The sequence below is a fragment of the Anaeropeptidivorans aminofermentans genome, from assembly GCF_940670685.1.
GTDB lineage: Bacteria > Bacillota > Clostridia > Lachnospirales > UBA5962 > Anaeropeptidivorans > Anaeropeptidivorans aminofermentans.
The window spans coordinates 3378883-3399457 of record NZ_OW711693.1 but is presented as its reverse complement, the minus strand read 5'-3'; the positions used below and the strand labels follow the sequence as shown (position 1 = coordinate 3399457).

Annotated in this window: 18 protein-coding genes; 11 read left to right on the top strand and 7 right to left on the bottom strand. The window is 38.4% G+C overall.

Annotated elements, in window-relative coordinates; all coding sequences use genetic code 11:
* The first annotated feature begins 32 nt into the window (after positions 1–32).
* The 3 genes from NBX03_RS14390 (at position 33) to NBX03_RS14380 (ending at position 4765) form a co-directional block, all read left to right on the top strand.
* Positions 33–311 (top strand): hypothetical protein, encoded by a 279-nt coding sequence (locus tag NBX03_RS14390; RefSeq protein WP_250228465.1) that lies wholly within the window; start codon positions 33–35, stop codon positions 309–311.
* 41 nt (positions 312–352) lie between these two features.
* Positions 353–2131, top strand: coding sequence for a methyl-accepting chemotaxis protein (locus NBX03_RS14385; RefSeq protein WP_250228464.1), 1779 nt, complete (start codon positions 353–355; stop codon positions 2129–2131).
* Between the two features lie 1125 nt (positions 2132–3256).
* Positions 3257–4765, top strand: coding sequence for a GGDEF domain-containing protein (locus NBX03_RS14380; protein ID WP_250228463.1), 1509 nt, complete (start codon positions 3257–3259; stop codon positions 4763–4765).
* 420 nt (positions 4766–5185) lie between these two features.
* On the opposite strand, the gene NBX03_RS14375 is transcribed toward NBX03_RS14380, so the two are convergent.
* Positions 5186–6346, bottom strand: coding sequence for an iron-containing alcohol dehydrogenase (locus tag NBX03_RS14375; protein WP_250230289.1), 1161 nt, complete (start codon positions 6344–6346; stop codon positions 5186–5188).
* A gap of 573 nt (positions 6347–6919) precedes the next feature.
* On the opposite strand from NBX03_RS14375, the gene NBX03_RS14370 reads away from it, so the two are divergent.
* Complete coding sequence (locus NBX03_RS14370) at positions 6920–7657, top strand: class I SAM-dependent methyltransferase (protein WP_250228462.1); 738 nt, start codon at positions 6920–6922, stop codon at positions 7655–7657.
* Between the two features lie 363 nt (positions 7658–8020).
* On the opposite strand, the gene NBX03_RS14365 is transcribed toward NBX03_RS14370, so the two are convergent.
* The 4 genes from NBX03_RS14365 to NBX03_RS14350 form a co-directional block, all read right to left on the bottom strand.
* Positions 8021–8497, bottom strand: coding sequence for an S-ribosylhomocysteine lyase (locus NBX03_RS14365; RefSeq protein ID WP_250228461.1), 477 nt, complete (start codon positions 8495–8497; stop codon positions 8021–8023).
* Positions 8498–8636: 139 nt separating this feature from the next.
* Complete coding sequence (gene brnQ / locus NBX03_RS14360) at positions 8637–9986, bottom strand: branched-chain amino acid transport system II carrier protein (RefSeq protein WP_250228460.1); 1350 nt, start codon at positions 9984–9986, stop codon at positions 8637–8639.
* 931 nt (positions 9987–10917) lie between these two features.
* Entirely contained in the window at positions 10918–11499 is a 582-nt protein-coding gene (locus NBX03_RS14355) for a cysteine peptidase family C39 domain-containing protein (RefSeq protein WP_250228459.1), read from the bottom strand.
* Between the two features lie 256 nt (positions 11500–11755).
* Positions 11756–12490, bottom strand: coding sequence for a gamma-glutamyl-gamma-aminobutyrate hydrolase family protein (locus NBX03_RS14350; protein ID WP_250228458.1), 735 nt, complete (start codon positions 12488–12490; stop codon positions 11756–11758).
* A gap of 489 nt (positions 12491–12979) precedes the next feature.
* Here NBX03_RS14350 and NBX03_RS14345 point away from each other — a divergent pair, with 489 nt between their 5' ends.
* The 7 genes from NBX03_RS14345 (at position 12980) to NBX03_RS14315 (ending at position 18251) form a co-directional block, all read left to right on the top strand.
* On the top strand, positions 12980–13546 hold the full coding sequence (locus tag NBX03_RS14345; protein WP_250228457.1) for a DNA-3-methyladenine glycosylase I: 567 nt from the start codon (positions 12980–12982) through the stop codon (positions 13544–13546).
* Between the two features lie 128 nt (positions 13547–13674).
* Entirely contained in the window at positions 13675–14739 is a 1065-nt protein-coding gene (gene yedE, locus NBX03_RS14340; protein ID WP_250228456.1) for a YedE family putative selenium transporter, read from the top strand.
* Positions 14740–14955, top strand: a complete 216-nt coding sequence (locus tag NBX03_RS14335; protein WP_250228455.1) for a sulfurtransferase TusA family protein — start codon at positions 14740–14742, stop codon at positions 14953–14955. It begins immediately after the preceding gene.
* On the top strand, positions 14955–15209 hold the full coding sequence (locus NBX03_RS14330; protein ID WP_250228454.1) for a DUF3343 domain-containing protein: 255 nt from the start codon (positions 14955–14957) through the stop codon (positions 15207–15209). The genes NBX03_RS14335 and NBX03_RS14330 overlap by 1 nt, the downstream gene beginning before the upstream one ends.
* A 512-nt stretch (positions 15210–15721) precedes the next feature.
* Positions 15722–16183, top strand: coding sequence for a hypothetical protein (locus NBX03_RS14325; protein WP_250228453.1), 462 nt, complete (start codon positions 15722–15724; stop codon positions 16181–16183).
* A gap of 296 nt (positions 16184–16479) precedes the next feature.
* Complete coding sequence (locus NBX03_RS14320) at positions 16480–17034, top strand: bifunctional transcriptional activator/DNA repair enzyme AdaA (RefSeq protein WP_250228452.1); 555 nt, start codon at positions 16480–16482, stop codon at positions 17032–17034.
* A gap of 503 nt (positions 17035–17537) precedes the next feature.
* Complete coding sequence (locus tag NBX03_RS14315; RefSeq protein WP_250228451.1) at positions 17538–18251, top strand: AlkZ-related protein; 714 nt, start codon at positions 17538–17540, stop codon at positions 18249–18251.
* A gap of 521 nt (positions 18252–18772) precedes the next feature.
* On the opposite strand, the gene NBX03_RS14310 is transcribed toward NBX03_RS14315, so the two are convergent.
* Both NBX03_RS14310 and NBX03_RS14305 read right to left on the bottom strand, forming a co-directional pair.
* Complete coding sequence (locus tag NBX03_RS14310; RefSeq protein ID WP_250228450.1) at positions 18773–19405, bottom strand: hypothetical protein; 633 nt, start codon at positions 19403–19405, stop codon at positions 18773–18775.
* A gap of 34 nt (positions 19406–19439) precedes the next feature.
* Entirely contained in the window at positions 19440–20285 is an 846-nt protein-coding gene (locus NBX03_RS14305; RefSeq protein WP_250228449.1) for a DUF3100 domain-containing protein, read from the bottom strand.
* Positions 20286–20575: the final 290 nt, after the last annotated feature.

Here is a 20575-nt window from a genome sequence, read left to right as displayed (position 1 = left end):
AATAAGTACAGTCATGGAAGGAGGCAAAGATTTTGAGTATAGGGCAAAAAAAGAAAGGCAGCTATTTCAGAAGCGTACGCGCCATGCCGGCGCATCATCTGGAGGTAATTATGGAGACAGGCTCGATTATCCGTTTTGATTTTCGTCCTAAGCTAAATACTGCACGATTTGGAATGCTTATTGATGAGGCATTATTTCAAAGTGTGGAGACAGACGGAGATTACCTGATATTTTATAAAGAAGGAATGATGCCTGTTAAAATCACTGCTTCTGAGTTTATGGACCTTGTTTTAATTGATAGAAGCAAATAAATAATAAGGACTTTTATTATCCAAAGGAGGTTCTGTATTTTATGAAAAAAGCAATGAAACAATCTACTTTAACTTATATTCTGAGTGGCAGCGCAGTGCTTATGCTCTTAGGCGTTGTAATTTCCTTTTTCTTTGTATTTCAGATGAACGCACGTATCTCTAAGGCAAATGAAGACAAGTTTACGCTTACCCAAAATGCGAACCGCTTTATGAACGGCTCGGCATATCTGACTAATGAAGTGCGTGCCTATGCTGCAACCGGCAATAAGGAGCATAAGGATAATTACTATAATGAAATTCAAAACCTGAAAAACCGTGACATAGGCGTTTACAATATGAAGGAGATAGGCATTACGGCTGAAGAGCAGCAAAAAATTGACGAAATGTCCGCCCTTTCAAACGAACTTGTACCTTTGGAAGAAAAGGCCATGGAAGACGCCGGCGCAGGACAGATGGACGACGCCATTCAGTATGTTTACGGTGCCGAGTATAGCGCCGCTATTAAAAAAATCAGTGAAATCAAGGAAGATTTCCTTAATATGCTGGATACCCGCACAAGCAATGAGATTCATAGGCTTACAGGTATTAACCTTATGCTGGAGATATCTACCTTTGCCATGATTTTGATGGTTGGTGCAATACAAATATTAACCTTTCGCATGATGGGAAAAAAGATACTGCGCCCTATTGCGGCTGTGGAAGCAGAAATGCAGGAGATTTCAAAGGGCAATTTATCTTCCGATTTTTCTCTTGAATCTGATAGCTCTGAGATTGGTATGATGGTTTATTCTATCCATAATACCCGGACCACATTGAGGGAATATATCAGCGATATTTCCGAGAAGCTTATCCAAATTGCCGAAGGCAATATTAATTTAAAGGCCGACATGGAATATATAGGAGACTTTGCCCCAATCCATCACGCCCTTAAAACGATTATCTCCTCTTTAAACGGCACCTTGAGCAATATTAACATGGCCACCGAACAAGTAAGCACAGGAGCAGACCAGGTATCCGCCGGAGCCCAGGCCCTTGCGGAAGGCACTAATGAGCAGGCGTCTTCCATAGAAGAGCTTTCTGCTTCTGTTGAAAGGATTTCAGAGCAATCGGTGGAAAACTTGGAAATTGTCAATGCCTCTGCTGAATATATTGAGCAGTCAAATGAAGGCCTGCAGGAAGGCAATAAGCGTATGGAAGAGCTTACCAAGGCAATGGCAGACATCGGTGAAGCTTCTAAAAAGATTGCTAATATTACAAAGGTTATTGAGGATATTGCTTTTCAGACGAATATACTTGCCCTTAATGCAGCCATAGAGGCGGCCCGTGCAGGAACTGCCGGAAAGGGCTTTGCCATAGTAGCAGACGAAATCCGTTCCCTTGCCGCAAGGTCTGCGGAAGCCGCCAAGGAAACAAATACGCTGATTCAGGCGTCGGTTTCTTCTGTTGCAAAAGGTACTAGAGTTACCGCCCAAACAGCGGAGATTTTACACGGTGCAAGAGAAAAATCCGTCAAGGTAACAGAAGGATTTGCAAAGATAGAAGAAGTGACCTCAAGGCAAGCAGATGCTATCGAGCAAATCAGGCAGGGGCTTTCTCAAATTTCAGCCGTCGTACAGACGAATGCTGCAACAGCAGAGGAAAACTCTGCCACAAGCGAGGAAATGTCTGCTCAGGCCGCAGCATTACGCCAGGAGGTTGGAAGGTTTAGGCTCGCCGGAAATCCGGCAAAAGATTATTTTACTGAAACACCACTATCAAGTAAGTTTCATGATTTAAAAGAGCTATTGCCTGACACCTCATTTTCCTTAGGAAAGTATTAAAACCAAAGAACTTTATAAAATAGACACGCAGTATGGAATTTTACATATACAGTATGAAAAGTGCGAACCTATATGAAAAATAAACATATATTTTATACAAAATGACCTTTAAAAATGATATTGCCAGAAGCTTATATCATTTTTTAAGGAGATATACATTTGAAAGAGACTTACAGGCGATGGTGCGGTTTTCTTTCAAGGGGTTAAAGGTGGGAATTATTTGAGAAATACGAAAAAGGAAGCTGTATCTTCATAGACTATCTTTGAGCCACAGCTATCCTGTTCTCTAAATTCCCATCTTTTTTTACTGCTTTTACTGCTCACAGACATGGATTTTTTTCGGAACGTGGATATTTTTGCGAAGGCGCTTATACTTAAATTCATATGAAATAGTCCATAGTCAATTTGCTTTTCTCTCGCAGTGAACAAAGATAAAAAGATGTTTGTTATGGTAAATTTCTTATTAAAGAGGGAAAAATACCTATTTACGATAGCCTTAAAAACATGGTTTTCTTTCGGAAGGCAGATCTTTTCGAGGCAACGCAAAAATACGGTTTCACTTTCATATTAAAAAGGGTTCTTTCTTACAAGAGGCAGGGCATGTCAAAATTTCAAGCTTTTAAAGACACCTTAAGTATGAATATAATTAAGCGGTATAGAAAGAAGAAGCGGTTCCATGAAATTAGTAAAAAGCAAGTCTATTTCAAGGCTTTTATGTATTATATGAATGCTTATTTTATATTGACTGTAAACATGCTTTATCTTCCCAAGCCTATAACGGCTCTTATAATCCCTATTATTTACTTTACATATTCAAATGAGTATATTAATGGTATACTAAGCAGTATAACTGTAATCATTTATGCGGCATGCTTCTTTCCGGCTAAACTTCACGATTTTGCAGGTATAGAGAAATATGGCAATTGTTCTTTAATGTTTAGTAAATTTAAAGTTAATTATTGATATGGATTATTTTAAACAGGAAACCATATTTATGACCCTGTGTTTGGAAATGATGCTTCAGCCTGAATTTCTAAAATTATTAATAATAGCCTAAGAGACAAAGACCTTAGCTGCATGCCAATATCTATATAAACTGCATAAAATACAGGGGGTAAGGGCTCCATGCTCCAATTCATAATTTTTGCAATCATTTACAGCATAATGATGTTCATTTGGACCTTTGTTTACTTAAATAAGAGCAATGACAAGGTGAATCAGACATTTTTGTATTTTATGAGCCTTGTTATATTGTGGATGATTTTGAGTATGTGTAATGCCTATAGTGACAGCTCCTTTGCAGGGCTTGCACTAAAAACGGTTTATTGGCTAAGCATGATGAATCTTTCCGTGCTTTTTTTGCTGTTTAGCTATAAGCTAATTGAAAAAAAGCTGGATATATTTTTTTATATCATGGTAGGAATCAATACCTTGACTATTTTTATTCGCTATCTTTTCCCTATGGATTATTCCGAACCGACATTTTGGCGGCTTTCCTTGCCGGTAGTGGCCCCTTTGATGTCCGCAACCTTTACGATACCTGCCGTTTATGCGCTCTTTCTTGTGGTAAAAAAATATCTTTCGTCAAAGGATCAGCGGCAAAAGGCCCAGCTGAAATACACTTTTTGGGGAATGGGTTTCGCGGGTCTGTTAAGCGTTATTTCTGAATATGTACTCCCGGCTGTTTTTCAAGTTCATATTGGCCCCGGGCTTATGTATGTGGCAATTCTTATTTTTGTTGTCTTTATATTTATTTCTATTATGAAGTATAAGTTTCTGAATATGAAGTCGGAATATATTTACCGGAAACTTTTAATAAGCTCTCCGGAGGCAATTATTCTAATTAATAAAAACCGCAGAATTATATGTATAAATGATGCTGCAAAAAGGCTTCTTCGAAATGATGATATTGAAATGGGAGACATGGTAGCCTGTTATATTCCGGCCTATAATTTTGATATAAACTACAGCCAGCATGAAGCCGCCTTTTCTGCAGAAGAAGGAGAAATTCAGCTTTCTATCACACAATACCCCATTGACCCGGAAGACCGCAATTCGGTAAAGATTATGAGACTTGTCGATGTAACAAGTTTAAAAAAGGAAAAGGAACTTCTGCTTAAAAAATCCATTACAGATTCATTAACCGGCTTTTATACAAAGCAGTATTGCATCGAGTGCTACGAAAACAATACTCATAATCCGGGAAATGAGTTTTCCCTTTTATTTATTGATATTGATGATTTTAAATCTATAAATGACTCATACGGACATATAGCGGGGGATAAAATACTGAAGCTTCTTGCTCAATGCATCAAAGAAAGTATTCCAAGGGATTCTAAAATATTTCGGTTCGGCGGTGACGAATTCATCATTTTACTTGAAAACACATCTATTGATGATGCCTATAGGTTTGCAGAAGATATCCGCATTCGCGTGAACAATATGGACATTAGCCATTATGCCAAAAATCAAAGGCTAACCCTTAGCATCGGCATAGCCAACAGCCTGATTCTTGGAACAAACTCCATAATCCGCATTATTAAAAAGGCAGATGCCGCAATGTATCATTCTAAAGGCGCAGGGAAAAATAAAGTTACTATTTTCACGGGAGAAACGGATATAGCGCGAAGATGATAAAGCACAGAACGGATCTTTTATTCTCTCTACGGATGCTTTTCCCCTGGAAATGAGGTATAAATTATAATGATTTTATCTAAGAAATTATATAGCCTATGAAAAGTTTTCAGGAGCAGCAGTAATTTTTATAGAAGATTCTGTTTTATAGCCACCAGTATAATATGCCATTTTATAAACATGACAGCGCGGTTTTATTTGAAGCCTATTAAATCCAGGCCTCCTGTCGAAGGCTTGTTTTTCTTAAATTATTATCTGATACCTGTCAGCATAACAGACAGCATCTCGTAAAATAAGAAAGGCAGAAAATCAACTGTAACCTTGCCGTTGATTTTCTGCTTTTTAAATTTTCTTATAGCATTATTTCTGCTTGATGTATTCTGAGAGTTAATGACTTATTTCCGTATCTTTTTCTTAATGTTAACGATAGGATTTTCTAAAAACTGCCACACAGTCCTCATGGGTCATTTCACAAGGATTGGCTTGAAAGAGCCCGCCCATAGTTTCCCGGGCATTGAGGGCAAGCTTGTCAAACTCATCGGAGGTAATATTATAATCACTCATTTTTAAATCTGATACGCCGCAATCTTCCTGCAATTTCACAAGCATGGTAATGAAATCCGAAGGCTTAGAAGCATCTTTCATGCCGAGGGCTTGGGCCATACGGATAAAGCGTTCATCGCAAGCATGTTTTTCAATGAAGAATTCATAAAAGGCTTTGGAAATCATAATCAGTCCTGCACCATGAGGAAGCTCAGGGTGATAGGCGGACATGGCATGCTCTAAAGAATGCTCCGCGGTTGTGACGCTTATGGTCATTGCCACGCCGGAAAGAGTATTGGCAAAAGCCATTCCTTCCCGTGCTTTTATGTCATTTCCGCCTTTAACAGCACGAAGAAGATATTTTCCTACATTTTCGATTGCTGTAAGGGCATACATATCGCTCATATGGCTCGCAAAAGCAGAGACATAGCTTTCTGTGGCATGAAAAAGTGCATCAAAACCTTGATAAGCAGTAAACTTAGGGGGAACCGATACCATCAGCTCCGGGTCAATAATGGACAGTACAGGAAATGATGAATCGTATCCTCCTACGCCGATTTTTTCATGGGTTTCCTCATTGGTTACAACTCCCCATTGATCAGCCTCGCTTCCTGTTCCGGCAGTTGTTGTAATACAGACGATGGGAAGAGGGTCGTTCTTTAGAGGGAGGGTCTTTCCAGTTTTTCCGCCAACATAATCCCACAGGTCACCGTCATTTACCGCCATCATGGCGATAGCCTTAGAAGCGTCCATAACACTCCCACCACCTAAGGCAAGAATAAAATCACAGCCGTTATCACGGGCAAATTTTGCTCCTTCCATAACAGCAGATTTTGTAGGGTTTGACCCTATGCCGCTAAATACAGCCGATTCAATCCCTGCTTTTCTAAGCTCTGATAAAGTGCGGTCCAGAGTGCCGTTTTCCTGTACAGATTTGCCGTTGGATATGGCAACCATGGCCTTTTTTCCGGGGAGCTTCTGCTGATGAAGTTCTTTTAAACGGCCGCTTCCAAATATAAAACGGGTAGGTACATACATATTAAACACTTTCAATTCCTCCTATTGATTGTATATATTATTTATCTATAACCTAAGAAAGCTATTGCCTGTGTGAGTAAAGAAACTATCCTTGTCAATGGACAGCAGCCGGTATGGAATACCGGTCTTTCCAGCTGAATTGACGTTCTGCATGTATTTTGACAAATGCAAGCTGATAAAATTTCCTAAAGAACCTTAGTTTTGGGGAAAGGTTCATTTTAAAAATATAAGCTTCCTTTTTCTGAGGTCTAACGAAGCTTGACAGAAGTAAAACGAATTTATATTATATATAATAGAACCTAAAGTAAGGTTTAGGTCAAGACTTTTGAAATAAAAATTTTAATTATAGGGTATCTAAAGGACAAAGGCAAAGTTCACTGCATCTCCATAGAAAGCCTATGCATCATTGAGAGTCTAAAAATAAACTTACAAGGAAATTTTGGATATGGAACAAATCCGGTTTTTCACGGCGAATGTCCATTGGAAGTAGCAGTTTATAAAAACAGCTCATGATGTTTTTCAAGTATCTGCTTAAAATCTGCAGAACATATAAAAAATGAATAAGGTGAAAATATGAATAATATTTATGACGATAAGAATTTTTTTGAACAGTATGCTAATATGTCCCGAAGCCAAGGGGGATTATCCAAAGCCGGCGAATGGCACCAATTTAAAGCCCACTTTCCCGATTTAAAGGATAAAAATGTTCTTGACCTTGGGTGCGGCTATGGCTGGCACTGTAAATATGCCGTAGCATGCGGGGCAAAAGAGGTAATGGGAATTGACTTAAGCGAAAAAATGATTCAAAAAGCCATGGAGATAAATCTAAGCCCTGAAATTACCTATCAGGTAGGAGGCCTTGATGATTATAGCTATCCTGCCGACACATATGACTGTGTGATTTCTAATCTGGTACTCCATTATGTCGCAGATATGGATGCAATTTTTAAAAAGGTGTATAGGACCCTGAAACCAGAGGGCAGTTTTCTTCTTAATATCGAACACCCAGTTTTCACATCAGGCATAAACCAAGACTGGATTTATGATTCCGACGGAAAGCCTAAATATTGGCCTGTTGATAATTATTTTTATCCGGGGGAAAGGTCAGTATGCTTTCTTGGGCAAAATATCATAAAACAGCATCACACTTTAACCCAGATTTTAATGGGCCTTATTAATGCCGGATTTAATATTAAGGCTGTTGAAGAAGCTATGCCGGAAGAGGATATGCAAAATCTTTCAGGGATGGCTGACGAAATGCGCCGGCCGATGATGCTGCTTATAAGGGCCGAAAAAGAAATAAGGGAATAGCTATTAAGCGACTTTAAAATAAAAGGGAACTCCAAAGGAGAAGAGATAGAGTGCTGTGTTATTAAAAGTAATTTGTAAGGGTTCCAAATATTATACTTAAATTTCAATGAGACAAAAAGGGATTTTGGAATTATAAGGGCCGATAGCTTAAAGAAGAGGGTATAATATTTGGCAAAGGTAAGGGCGGAAGCTCTCCTACCTTTAGGTTTGTATGAATTTCAAAAAGGCATATTAAAAACACCGCAGGCACTTTAACAAAGCCTGCGGTGTTTTTAATTTACGGGCAAGGGAAGATAGGCCTTTAGCTTTACCTAAAGCTACCCTTCTGTCATAAAAGATTCAGTTTAATAAGCATACCTATTCCTATTCAGGATAAACGGTGTTTTTCTCGCTTAAGCATTGAAGCACTTCCGTCATATATTTTTTAGCATAATATTTTGCCATGGGAAGATTAAGGTCCAGATAATTTCCGCAGTCTCTGGGGGAGGCTCCGGGGATAGGCGCTTCAAAATCCATGATAAAACCGCACATATCCTTCAGGAGGCTGCCAATATCCATGGGCTTGAAATCGCCTTTAAGCAAAAGATAAAATCCTGTACGGCAGCCCATAGGGCCGAAATATACAATATGGTCCTTAAAGGAAGAATTTCTTAAAAAAGTTGCCCCCAAATGTTCTATGGCGTGTATTTCTGCTGTATTCATTACAGGCTCTGTATTAGGCCTTGTAAAACGAAGGTCGAAAGTGGTTATGACAGTATTTCCTACGGTATCTTTTCTGGAAATATATATTCCAGGTAAAAGGTCAAGATGGTTGACGGTAAAACTCGGTATTTTTTCCATATAAATCCTCCTTCATGGAATTTGGTTTTAAAAGGTAGCGTATGATTTCAATCTTAATATTTTGATTAAAAAAGCCTTTGGTATGGGATATGAACAAGTCTGAATATTCTATTTAAGCTATTTTTTGTATCTCAATATCTTATGATTTTTCCGGCAGAAAATGCGAGATTATAATTCCTGTAACGGTTCCTAAAAGTAAGGGGATTACCCAGCCCATGCCCAAATTGAAAAAGGGCACGCAATTTTTATAAAAATTTATGATAGCATCTGCCCAGGACGTGTTTCTTATAAATTCCGGCATGGCATTAAGGCCGTCTGCAATGCTTACAAACATGGTAAAGAGCGTTGCGGAAAGGTAAACGCATCTTCTTCCTTTAAAAATGGGAGAAATTAAAGCAAGTATTATTAATCCGATGGCAAGAGGATAAATAAACATTAAAACAGGTATGGAAAGGGCTATCAGCTGGGTAAGGCCAATGTTTGCTACAAGACATGAAAATGCAGTAAATAGTATTACATAGGCCTTATAGCTAAGGGTATTTGGAAACATCTGCTGAAATGTTTCAGAGCAGGCGGTTATAAGGCCGATAGCAGTTTTAAGGCAGGCAAGGGTAACGATTACGGCAAGGAGAATGCTTCCGAAGGCGCCGAAATAATGATTCGCTATTTTAGCAAGGGCGATTCCTCCGTTTGGGGCAGGCGCCATGATGCTTGTGCTTGTTGAGCCGATGAGCGCAAGAAAAAGATATATAATGCTCATAAGTATTACGCTTAAAATGCCGGCTTTTAATGTTCCAAGAGCTATGCCCTTAGGGTCTGTAACGCCGAGGGCCTTTATGTTCTGCACAACAATTATGCCGAAGGCAAGGGCGGCCAAAGCATCCATGGTATTATAGCCTTCCGTAAACCCCTTGAAAAATGAGGCGTTGGCATATGCTTCATGAACAGGGGCCATTGCTGTGCTTCCCATGGGAAACACAAGGCTTGCAATAATTAAAAAGCTTAAAAACACAAGAAAAAGGGGATTTAGTATTTTTCCAACCCATGTTAATATTTTGTTGGGCCTTAACGAAAAAAACAATGCCCCGCCGAAAAACAGCAAAGTAAAAAGCGCAAGGCCAAATGCCCTGTAATTATCAGGGATATAAGGAGCAAGGCCTATTTCATAAGAAACCGTAGCTGTTCTTGGAAGAGCGAAAAAAGGCCCTATAGTAAGATACAAAAGAACCGTAAAGCCATAGGAATAATAGGGATGTACTCTGCTTGCCAGCTCAAAAAGGCCGCTGCTTTGAGAAAAGCCCATTGCAACGACGCCCAGAAAGGGGAGTCCCACCGCAGTAATGATAAAGCCCATAGAGGCTATATATACCTGGCTTCCCGACTGCTGCCCCATTAAAACGGGAAATATCAGGTTTCCGGCGCCGAAAAACAGTCCGAAAAGCATAGAGCCTACGGCAATGTAAGATGAAAAGGATAATTTCTGATTCAAGTGATTCACTCCTGTATAAATTATGTTTTGAAACTATGCCCTTAAGTTTTGAAGGGTGGATATAGTGCTTTGGCCTTTTAGATACGCCTGAATACATTTTTATAAATATTGGTTAAGTTTTGAATTGATATACAGTAAAATAAGATTAAGGCAGGAACAAAAACCTATTTTTTATAAAAGGTTTAACTATGCAAAACCCTATATTAATCCATTCATAATCAACAAAGATGAAAAGCTCTTTATTAGCTATGAGAAAACGTCCACCTAGATTCACTGTAAGTGTTTTCAGATTCCTTAAGTATAAAATATACAGTTTTTGTTACGGTAATTAATTTATTTCACTATAGTTTAAAGATTATTATAAAATACGGCATAATCTTTAAATTTCAAAACGGTATAATAATTATAAGGGGTTTTTGCAAATGAGGCAATGAAAAAAACCTTGATTAAATATCAAACATGGAAAAGAGATTAGGGCTGTGTTTGCATCGGATAAAACAATGCATTTAGGGCCTTACATAAATTACATTTTAAAACTCTGCAGCCTGTTTGCAAATTTCAAACCTTGGTTTATTTGCATAATATGAAATCCAATAGGCTTTCAATAGATTTTTATAAAAGCGGTTTTCTCTTCCGAGGGAAGGAAAAAACTTAAAGAGCATTTCTGCGCCTTTTCTCAAAAGTTTTGCTTGACAAAATATCGTAAGATTAAAACATTTTTCCGGGTATTTTAATCCGAACGAGTCTCTTAACTGCCCTACTTAAACTTTCATTTTTCAAGCAAAAATCCGACCGGTTTTCTGATTTGCAAAGGCAGTCTAATATCAAGAGGCTTTATGCCTTATTCTCTTACGTCAAAATAAAGAGGATTAAAACCTTATTATAAATCCCCCTGTGAAGGCATAAAAGGCCTTCACAGGGGGATTGTTTTTTACTTTCTTGCAAAAAGATAAAAGGAAGGGGTCCTGTTGGATGTATCCTGCTTTAAAACGCTTATATCCGTATAAATGAAATTCCCTTTTACTGTAACCTTAGTGCTTCTTTCAGGGGTTTCAAATTTATCCTCTTTCTGGGAAGGGTCAAGGACGCAAACAGTATTTTGCTTGCAGGAAAGAAGAACTATGTAATGGCCCCCATGGGAAAATACGGCATTATAGCCTTCCCTGTCGCCGCCGGTATTTGCTATAGCCATGCCCCCGGAGCGAAGGTGGTCTAAGAGGTCATTTTCATCGCTTGTTGTAGTATAGGCTAAATCGAATTTTTCTGCCACGGCAGGGGCAAGAATTTTAAGATTTGTTCCTGGGTCTAAATTTGCTTTAAGCTCAAGAGACATTTGAAGGCATTCTTCCAAAGGAAATTTATTCAGGGTCATATTTTCAACCACCATGCAAAGGCTGCAAAGGCCGCAGCCGGCAGTTTTAACATTGTTTTTTCCCTCGCCCAATCCGCCTTCTTCTTTTGCATTGGTGGGGTAATACATTTCAGGATAATCTAATTGGTTTAGATAGAGCATGATATTCCTCCTTATGGGAATTGCAGTAGATTTCTTCTAAAGAAGTAACAAAAGCCCATTCACTATAGACTCATCGTTACCAACATAAAAAACAAGTTTGATAATGATAAGAAAACGCTCACTTAAAAAAGATTTACAGGCCTGCGCCTGCATCCTTTTGCAAGTTCGCATAGTATAAAAACACGGATTTCCTTCAAAAACGGTACATTTTTAAGCCCAAGTGAATACACGGTTTTGTTATGATTGAACTTTAAATTTAGTTATTGAATTCCTTCGCTTTTTCAATGAGATGCTTAAAAAGCAAATTCATTTCAGGAGCGGAAACCGTAAGCTCCTCAGGGTGCCACTGAACGGCTAAAATATTTCCGCAGGGGCTTTCAATGGCTTCTGCAATGCCGTCCGGGGCAACTGCAGATATAATAAGGCCTTCTCCCAGCTTATTTACGGCTTGATGGTGCATGGTGTTTACAGATATAGTATTTTTATTAAATATCTTATGGAGCAGAGTATGCTCCTTTATATCTACTTTATGAACAAGGTAAGAACGATTATAACTCTGCGCATGAAGTATATTTTCAACAGGCCTTAAGGAAAGGTCCTGATAAAGGCTTCCGCCCTTTGCAACGTTTAATAATTGCATTCCCCGGCATATGCCTAAAATGGGCATATGTTTTTCAAAGGCATATTTTGCACAGACGAAGGAAAATTCGTCAATCTCCGGCCGGATAACACCGAGAAGGGGGTGAGGGTCTTCATTGAAATAGGCAGGGTCAACATCTTCGCCGCCGGGGAATAAAAGGCCCGAGCATACATCTAAAAGCGGCCTTAAAACCTCAAAATCGGAAGACGGGTTTATAATCAGAGGAATGCCTCCGTTATTTAATATTGCATCGGAGTAGGCCTTATTAAGCGTTATTTTCCAGATGCTTCCGAAATCCCCTGCCGGCATATGACTAGAGCTTGCAAGAATGCCTATAATAGGCTTATTCATAAGATAACCTCCAATAAGTTAATGTATATTGTATATGTAAGTTCTGCGAATACATTTCCCTTTGAAAATGTATTCGTAAACAAAATTAAGCTTGCTTAATTTTGTTTATACTATGGATATAGTATACCACAATTAAAGTATTCATGAATACTTTTTATAAGGGCATACCCTGAAAGCAAAAATCGATTTTATTTTATAAAAAACCTTTTTCATAGAAACAAATGTCTCTTATAGTAGGGGGACTTAAAAAGACTCTTACCAATTTACTTTTATTTTATTTCGTGCCGTCTCAGGCGGCGGTGACAGGGAAGAATAGAAGTAAAGCAGCTATACAGGATACCTTTTAAAATATAGGATTATGCAATAGCTTTTTATCTTAAATAAAACCTCTGTATATTTTATTCTCTTTAAATTATAATGTTATAGAGTATAAGCAAACAGGACGAGAATCATAAAGAAATTATATTGCAGAGGAAGAGGGGGACTTTTATGTGTGAAAAAGGTTCAAGGTGCGGCTGGGCAGGAAGCGAGCAGATTTATGTGGATTATCATGACAAAGAATGGGGGAGACCCCTCCACGATGAAAACAGGCTTTTTGAGATGCTTATTCTTGAAGGCCAGCAGGCAGGGCTTTCATGGATTACCATTCTCAAAAAAAGAGAGAACATGCGAGAGGCCTACGATAATTTTAACCCCGAAAAAATTGCCCGCTATGAAGAAGAAAAAATAGAAGAACTTATGAATAACCCCGGTATCATCAGAAACAAGCTTAAAATAAAATCTGCAATCAATAATGCCGGAAGATATATGGCGCTTAAGGAAGAGGGCTTCACTTTAGATGACTTTTTATGGAAATACGTTGATTATACGCCTATAATCAATCATTTTAAATCCTATAAAGAAGCTCCTGCCAAAACAGAGCTTTCCGACAGAATATCTAAGGATTTGAAAAAACTTGGCTTTAATTTTGTAGGCTCTACAATCATCTATGCCTATATGCAGGCTATCGGCATGGTAAATGATCATGAGGAAAGCTGCATTTGCCGAAATGTATAAAAAAATATTATAGTTAGAACAAAACGCCATAAATATATAAAATGCACAAACGGGCATTATATAATGATAAGATATTATGCATATGTTATAATTCGTCCTGTAAATATATTTTATAGGAGGAGTTTTAAATGAATAATAAGAAACATCTTACTCTTATTATTTTAACGGGAGGAGTTATCGGCCTTTTAGCTGTTATTCTTACCGTTATGGGTAATCCGCCGAATATGGGTATCTGCGTAGCATGCTTCATAAGAGATACGGCAGGCGCCTTAGGCCTCGATGCCGCGGCCAATGTTCAGTACATAAGACCTGAGATTATAGGCTTTATTTTGGGAGCTTTTCTGCTTTCCCTTTTTAGGAAGGAATTTAAACCCACAGGAGGTTCCGCACCTTTTGTACGGTTTTCCGTATCCTTTTTTGTCATGATAGGGGCCTTAGTATTTTTAGGCTGTCCGCTCCGTATGGTTTTAAGGCTTGCCGGAGGCGACCTTAATGCCCTTGTAGGCCTTGCAGGATTTACCTTTGGCATAGCTGTGGGAGCATATTTCCTTAAAAAAGGCTTTTCCCTTGGCAGAGCGCAAAACCAGCCTGCAGTAAGCGGATATATTATGCCTGCCATAGCAGTAGCCTTGCTTGTGTTTTTAATAGCAAGACCTGCATTTATTAAATTCAGCGAAGAAGGCCCCGGCTCCATGCATGCGCCTCTTATAATAGCCCTTTTAGCCGGCCTTACAGTAGGCGCTCTTGCTCAAAGAAGCCGTATGTGTATGGCAGGGGGAATACGCGACCTTATACTGATTAAAAATCCTTCCATGGCTTTAGGCTATCTTGCTATTTTTGCGGTAGCGCTTGTGGCAAATATAGCTTTAAGCAAATTTAAGCTTGGTTTTGCTGAACAGCCCATAGCCCATACGAGTTTTGTATGGAATTTCCTCGGCATGACTTTAGTTGGCTACGGTTCAACGCTTTTAGGCGGCTGCCCTTTAAGACAGACGATTATGGCGGGAGAAGGAAACGCCGACGCCGCAATCTGCTTTGCCGGTCTTCTTTTAGGGGGAGCAACTGCCCATAACTTCGGCTTGGCAGCATCCCCAGCAGGGGTTCCTGTAAACGGACAGATAGCTGTTATCATAGGCATTTTATTTGTAAGCATAATCGCATTTATGAATATACGGAAAAGGAGCGTTAATTAAATGAAGGAGAATTTTGTAGACGCAAGAGGGCTTTCCTGCCCTGAGCCTGTTTTAATGGCGAAAGACGCATTGAAAGAATATTCCGGTAAAGAATTTACTATAGCCGTAAGCTCCCCTAACGCAAGAGATAATGTACTTGGCCTTATTGAAGGGGCCGGCAGAAAAACTGCCATAGAGGAAAAAGAAGACGGCTGTTACATAAAGGTATTAAGTTAATGAATGTATTAATCACCTTTCATTCTGTAAGCTCAGCATTATATCTTGATAAAATAATGAAAGACAAGGAGATGGAATGCAAAATAGTGCCTGTTCCCAGGGCCTTAAGTTCCTCCTGCGGGTATTGTGCAATAATCAAAGGCAAAGAGCCTGCCGAGTTTAAAGAATATATGGACTTAAACGATATCGAGTGGGAAGAAATATACACCTTCGGTGCAAATGAGCAATATGCACTTTTTACGGTAAGAGAATGACATGAATACGTTTCTCTTCGGGAAATGTATAAGAAAAATCTAAGTTTATAATTAATAAAAGCCATAGGATAATTTATCCTATGGCTTTTATTAATTATAAATAGGCGCAAGCCTAGAGCATACGGCAAATATGCTTTATAAAGGCCTTGAAACTAAGTAAATAACAGTTTGGCTTGGAAAGCAATCTAGATTTCATTTATAGTAGAATAGTTTAATCACAGGAACAAAAGTCGTATATTTTATATTTAGTGAACCTAAAAACATTTGTAGTGAAGCTGTAAAAGTGTTTTCAGGTGAATGTCCTCTTATAGTCAATAAAGATCTTCTAGTATATTAAGCCGTCTATGAAAAATAGGATTTTGTTACTACCCTTAAGGCTATTTCACGATATCTATGGGAATCATAGAAAATGTGATAAAATTATAAGGTGAAAAACAGGAAGACAGGATAAAATAAAAATAGTATAGTATGTACTAAGTAAATTTAAAATATGAATTTATGGAGGAAGCCCTATGGATAAACTGCCGCCGATTGAAAAAATATATGAGGCCTACAGTGCTATTGCAGATGGTCGTATTGCAATTTTTGAAAATCAGGGAGAGGTTCTTTCCTCAAGCCGTTCCAAAACCTATATAGTTACGTGGAATGAAAACACCTATACTTCAAGCGATAACGGAACTTATTGGCAAGGATATGCCGGATACCCTATCATCGCAGTATTAATGCTTCAAGGGAAAATTCCCTATAATACGGAGACAATAGGGTATTTCAGGGAAGTTAACTGGACCGAAATTAATGCCAGGCATAAGGCCGACTATAGAAAAGCCGCAGATGAGGTTTTATCCGAAAGAATTCCTTCTCATAAGCTTTCCGGTGTTCTTGATGAAGTTCATAATGCCTATGAAGTTTTACAGGAACTTGAAATTAATATCAAAAGAGGGAAAAACCGCCCGCCTTCTGCAAAGAAAAAATAAGCTGAAAGCTGAGCAATACTTTGAAGATATTTATCATTAGGTAAATCATCAGGGTAAATTGCGAATATTTGCAAAGCCTGCTGGGTAGAATTCTGTTTTTTTATCTTTTCCTACTCCAGAATATGAGCTTTTATTTAAGTCTTGTTATTATAGATAAAATATAGTTTTTGAAGTTTAAGTTACCCCTTTATACAATCTATTAAATATATTTTTATAAATAAGGCCATTAAAACTTATTATAAAACAGCAGCAGCTAAGGCTAGCCTTAACGAATCTATTAAAGGAGGCGAGGGACCGTGACGAAGGAAGAAAAATGGAAGGCTTCTATCGCCTGTGATGCATCCTACGACGGAAAGTTTTTCTATGGGGTAAAGACCACGGGTATCTTTTGCCGCCCATCCTGCAAATCAAAAAGCCCTAAAATGGAAAACGTTCTTTTTTTCGATAGTCTGGAGGAAGCACAAAGGTCGGGCCTTCGTCCCTGTAAGCGATGCCGTCCCGATCTTCCGGAATTTCAGACCCAAAAGGAAGAAGCAGGAAAAATAAAAGATATATGCCTTAAATACTTTACAGACGCAGATATGTTAAAAAAAGAGATGCAAAAGCTTTGTATCGGCCGTAACCGTATGATACGCTTATTCCATAATTATTACGGAAAAACCCCTTCGGAATATCTGAATGAGCTCCGTATAGGCCATGCGAAAAAGCTTCTTCTAGAGAGTGAAAGCAATATTCTTCATATTGCCATGGAAAGCGGCTTTAAAAACCAGTCTTCCTTTTATATTCAGTTTCATAAATCAACAGGCCTGTCTCCCGGAGAATTTCGCCAAAAGGAAAGTAAAATAAATTAAGCTTTGCAGAAGGTTTTTTCAAAAGCCATAGAAAAGTGTTCTTGCGGCAAAGAATAGAACTTTAAGCTTATAAATCTTTTTAAAGCAAGGGTTTATTTGAATTTGATAAAGATATTTTAATATTTATCTATACTAGGCAGTGTTTGAAAATAGTCAAACCGCTAAAAATAATATATAAATTAAAGTTTATTTATTATTTTACAGCAGAAATACATTTTCAGCTTTAAAGCTGAAAATGCATTGTTTGCAAGAAAATGTGAATTCGAGTAAAACCGGAGAGAAGACCGGACGTTAAGTATAATGCCTTTGGCATTATACTCAGGCTTTTGCGAAGCAAAAGTTCTGAGAAGAAAAACGCAAACATATCAGGGCCATTTCGAGTATTTTCGATGAAGAAGTCACGATTTTACAGCAAAATAGATTTTTGTTTGGATTTCATGCCCTAAGGAGAAATAAAAAAGATATAAGGATTATCTTATTAAATATATATGGGAGGGCCATCTATGGATTTTACAAAAAGGCAGATACAAAATTACGGGGATTTTATAGAAACCTTGGAGAAAGCGGGCTTTTCTATGGGAGGCGGAAAAGGTGAGGGCATATATACTATAATCCCTTGGAGCTGGGACGAAAATCCGCCCTATGACACTCCTGTAAAATGGCATACGGGAGACAGTGAAACAGACCCATGGGAATGGAGAATGCGGGTTTTAGACGAAAGAGAAGACATTGCCTACGGAAAAGTGTTTTTTAAAAAGAGCGGCTACATAACGAAAGAATGGTATCCTTATTTTCTGGCAGTTAGAAGGCAGTCCATGGATTTTTCAGAGAGTTATGAAAACGGTCTTGTAAGTAATATGGCTAAGAAAATATATGAATTTATTTCTGAATATGAGGCTTTGCCGCTTCATGGCATTAAGGCCCTTGGGGGATTTGGAAAAGAAGACAAAAGCAAATTCGATGCCGCCATAACGGAGCTTCAAATGAAAATGTTTATAACCATGTGCGGAAGGCAGCAGAAGGTATCGAAAAAGGGAGAGGAATACGGCTGGTCTTCCACGGTCTTTTGTACAACGGAGCGGTTTTTTGGAGAAGATATTTTCCAAAAGGCGACAGAAATAATTCCTCAAGAGGCGGAAGAAAAAATACGGAGTCAAATACGAATCCTGAATCCCGAAGCGGAAGAAAAGAAAATAATTAAATTTATAAAAGGGTAGAAAATTAAATAGGGTAATAAAAAGATAATTTTATGGTAAGCGCTGGCCCTAAGCAGGAAGATAATAAAGGATTATGTAATGCTAGGAGCTCTGCAGGTGGGCATCGTTCTTTTATGCCATAAACAGCTTAATTCTTATTTTATACGCACAATAAATATAAGGTTTATTTGCAGTATTTTATTTTTCCTATACTTGTTCCTATTACTGTTTGTTTTCATAGGTAATGCAGAGCCGCTGCTTGGCAGCATTGCCCTCAGCATATCCCAAAGACATATTTTTGCTTTCTATACTTGATTTAATATGAAATCGCATTATGGTCAAATAAAAAAGGAAAGTCCTGGCGGAATTAAAATACTCTTTATGGTATTTTAATTCTACGGTATTTTGCGTAGCAAAATTCTTATTGCTTTTCTCTTATTTTAAACCATCTCAGTTCAAATATTTCCTTCGGAATAAAAGGAAATTAACTGCATAACAAAGAAATTAAAAAAGGCGGCTTAAGCCGCCTTTGAATATTAATATTAAACTCTTCCGAAAAGTCTAAGGAGAACTTCGGATACGATTGCTGAAGAAACATAAGTACCAACGAAGGCCATACATGCAACTACAACAATACCGATACCTTGCTTTTTGAAATCGTCAAGGTCTTTGCCTAAAGCAATACCTGCATAGGCAAGAATCGGCGTACATAAAGGAAGAAGGCCTATTTTGTTTGTTCCCTCAACGAAAGCGTCTGAGAAAGGAACGCCGGGGATACTTAATATCATAGCAATAAGAGAAATATAAACGATGGTAGGTAAGCTGATTTTAGTGTTTTTTCTTAAGAAGTCATCAAGGAAGCAGCTTACAATGATAATTACAAACATAGCAAGCATGGCAGGGAGTATTTCAATAGGAGAAATAGGGTTTCCTGATTTCATGGTATTTATATAATTTCCTATCATGGCGAAAATACCTGATAAAAGAAGAACCTTAATTCTAACTATCCAAAGCTCTTTTTCGTCAACGCCTGCCTTAAGCTCTACTTCTTCAGCAACCATTTCAAATTCATCCTGAAACGCATCAGAATCTTTAATGGTGGCCTTTTTTAATTCTTCTAATGTATAGTCTCTGTCCTTCGGGGCATTAACTTTATCATCTTTATTGTTACCCATTTTTTAACCTCCATATCCAATAATAGTAAGACAATTAACCTCTTGCCTTTTTCGCAGCTTTCTTTGCTTCGTTAGCAGCGTGTTTTTCGGCGCCGCCGCAAACTTTATAAAGCCAGTTAGCTACAGGAAGAGCAACGAAAAGGTTAATATAAAGGCCGTCAAAGGCTGTAAGAACCTGACTTGCAGCAGCATAAGCGGAAAGCTCGTCAGCCATGTGAGGGAATGCCTCAACTACAGGAGCAAGAGCGGCAGCCATCATGGAGGCGGAACCTGTTCCGGCGGCCATACCAAGAGCTTCAGGGCTAAATACACCTGTTGCAAGAAGAACGGAAGCCATGATTGCATTGAATATAGTACCGATAACCGTACCTGTTATGTAAGCACCCATAACACCCTGACCTTCTGGAGAGTCAAGACCGTAAAGGCTGCCGATGATGGCGATACCGCCCTCACGGGATATGGAGAAACTGGCGCCGACGGCCTGCCTACCCATTTTAAACACATATACGGCGACGGGCATTGAAAAGAATACTGGTCCAAGGTTACCTATTTCCTGAAGGATAAGGATAGGACCCGCGGCAAGAACCGGCTCAATATTAGGACCGATCTGAGCGCCCATTTTAGCGATGAGCCACATAACGGATATTCCGATATAAGGCGACGCGGTTTTCATGCTTTCTTGATCGATGAGTTTAAATCCGCCGAGGATAAGTCCTATGATAAGAACGTAAAGCATAGGCAGAAGCGTAAAACTCATTGGAAAGCTTCCGATTTCAAAAGCAAATCTTTTGTTCCCGATGAATTCTGCGACTATAACGAGAACGATACATAAAAGATGCACCTTCCAGTCGCTAAAAAGTCCTTTTTTTGTTTCTGTCATTGTAAAGCAACCTCCCCAATCATAAAAATGATTTGCCTTTCGGCATATATTTAAGCTTAAACACATCATAACAATATGCATAAATAATATAATATTTATACATAAACCTTATATGATTTTTAAGCTGAAATACAAAGCAGCAGTAACTAAACCAAAACCAATGTACGTATGTGATAAAAACAAGTGGACGATAATTGAAAAAGATATAAATAATTAACATAGGCAAAAACTATGTATATATTAAAGCATAATATTTATGAATAATCAAGGAAAAACTTCAGCCTTATTAT

Coding starts and splice junctions, on each gene's coding strand:
- NBX03_RS14385 (WP_250228464.1), top strand. CDS start 353: ATGAAAAAAGCAATGAAACAATCTACTTTAACTTATATTCTGAGTGGC.
- NBX03_RS14380 (WP_250228463.1), top strand. CDS start 3,257: ATGCTCCAATTCATAATTTTTGCAATCATTTACAGCATAATGATGTTC.
- NBX03_RS14375 (WP_250230289.1), bottom strand. CDS start 6,346: ATGTATGTACCTACCCGTTTTATATTTGGAAGCGGCCGTTTAAAAGAA.
- NBX03_RS14370 (WP_250228462.1), top strand. CDS start 6,920: ATGAATAATATTTATGACGATAAGAATTTTTTTGAACAGTATGCTAAT.
- NBX03_RS14365 (WP_250228461.1), bottom strand. CDS start 8,497: ATGGAAAAAATACCGAGTTTTACCGTCAACCATCTTGACCTTTTACCT.
- NBX03_RS14355 (WP_250228459.1), bottom strand. CDS start 11,499: ATGCTCTATCTAAACCAATTAGATTATCCTGAAATGTATTACCCCACC.
- NBX03_RS14350 (WP_250228458.1), bottom strand. CDS start 12,490: ATGAATAAGCCTATTATAGGCATTCTTGCAAGCTCTAGTCATATGCCG.
- NBX03_RS14345 (WP_250228457.1), top strand. CDS start 12,980: ATGTGTGAAAAAGGTTCAAGGTGCGGCTGGGCAGGAAGCGAGCAGATT.
- yedE (WP_250228456.1), top strand. CDS start 13,675: ATGAATAATAAGAAACATCTTACTCTTATTATTTTAACGGGAGGAGTT.
- NBX03_RS14335 (WP_250228455.1), top strand. CDS start 14,740: ATGAAGGAGAATTTTGTAGACGCAAGAGGGCTTTCCTGCCCTGAGCCT.
- NBX03_RS14330 (WP_250228454.1), top strand. CDS start 14,955: ATGAATGTATTAATCACCTTTCATTCTGTAAGCTCAGCATTATATCTT.
- NBX03_RS14325 (WP_250228453.1), top strand. CDS start 15,722: ATGGATAAACTGCCGCCGATTGAAAAAATATATGAGGCCTACAGTGCT.
- NBX03_RS14315 (WP_250228451.1), top strand. CDS start 17,538: ATGGATTTTACAAAAAGGCAGATACAAAATTACGGGGATTTTATAGAA.
- NBX03_RS14310 (WP_250228450.1), bottom strand. CDS start 19,405: ATGGGTAACAATAAAGATGATAAAGTTAATGCCCCGAAGGACAGAGAC.
- NBX03_RS14305 (WP_250228449.1), bottom strand. CDS start 20,285: ATGACAGAAACAAAAAAAGGACTTTTTAGCGACTGGAAGGTGCATCTT.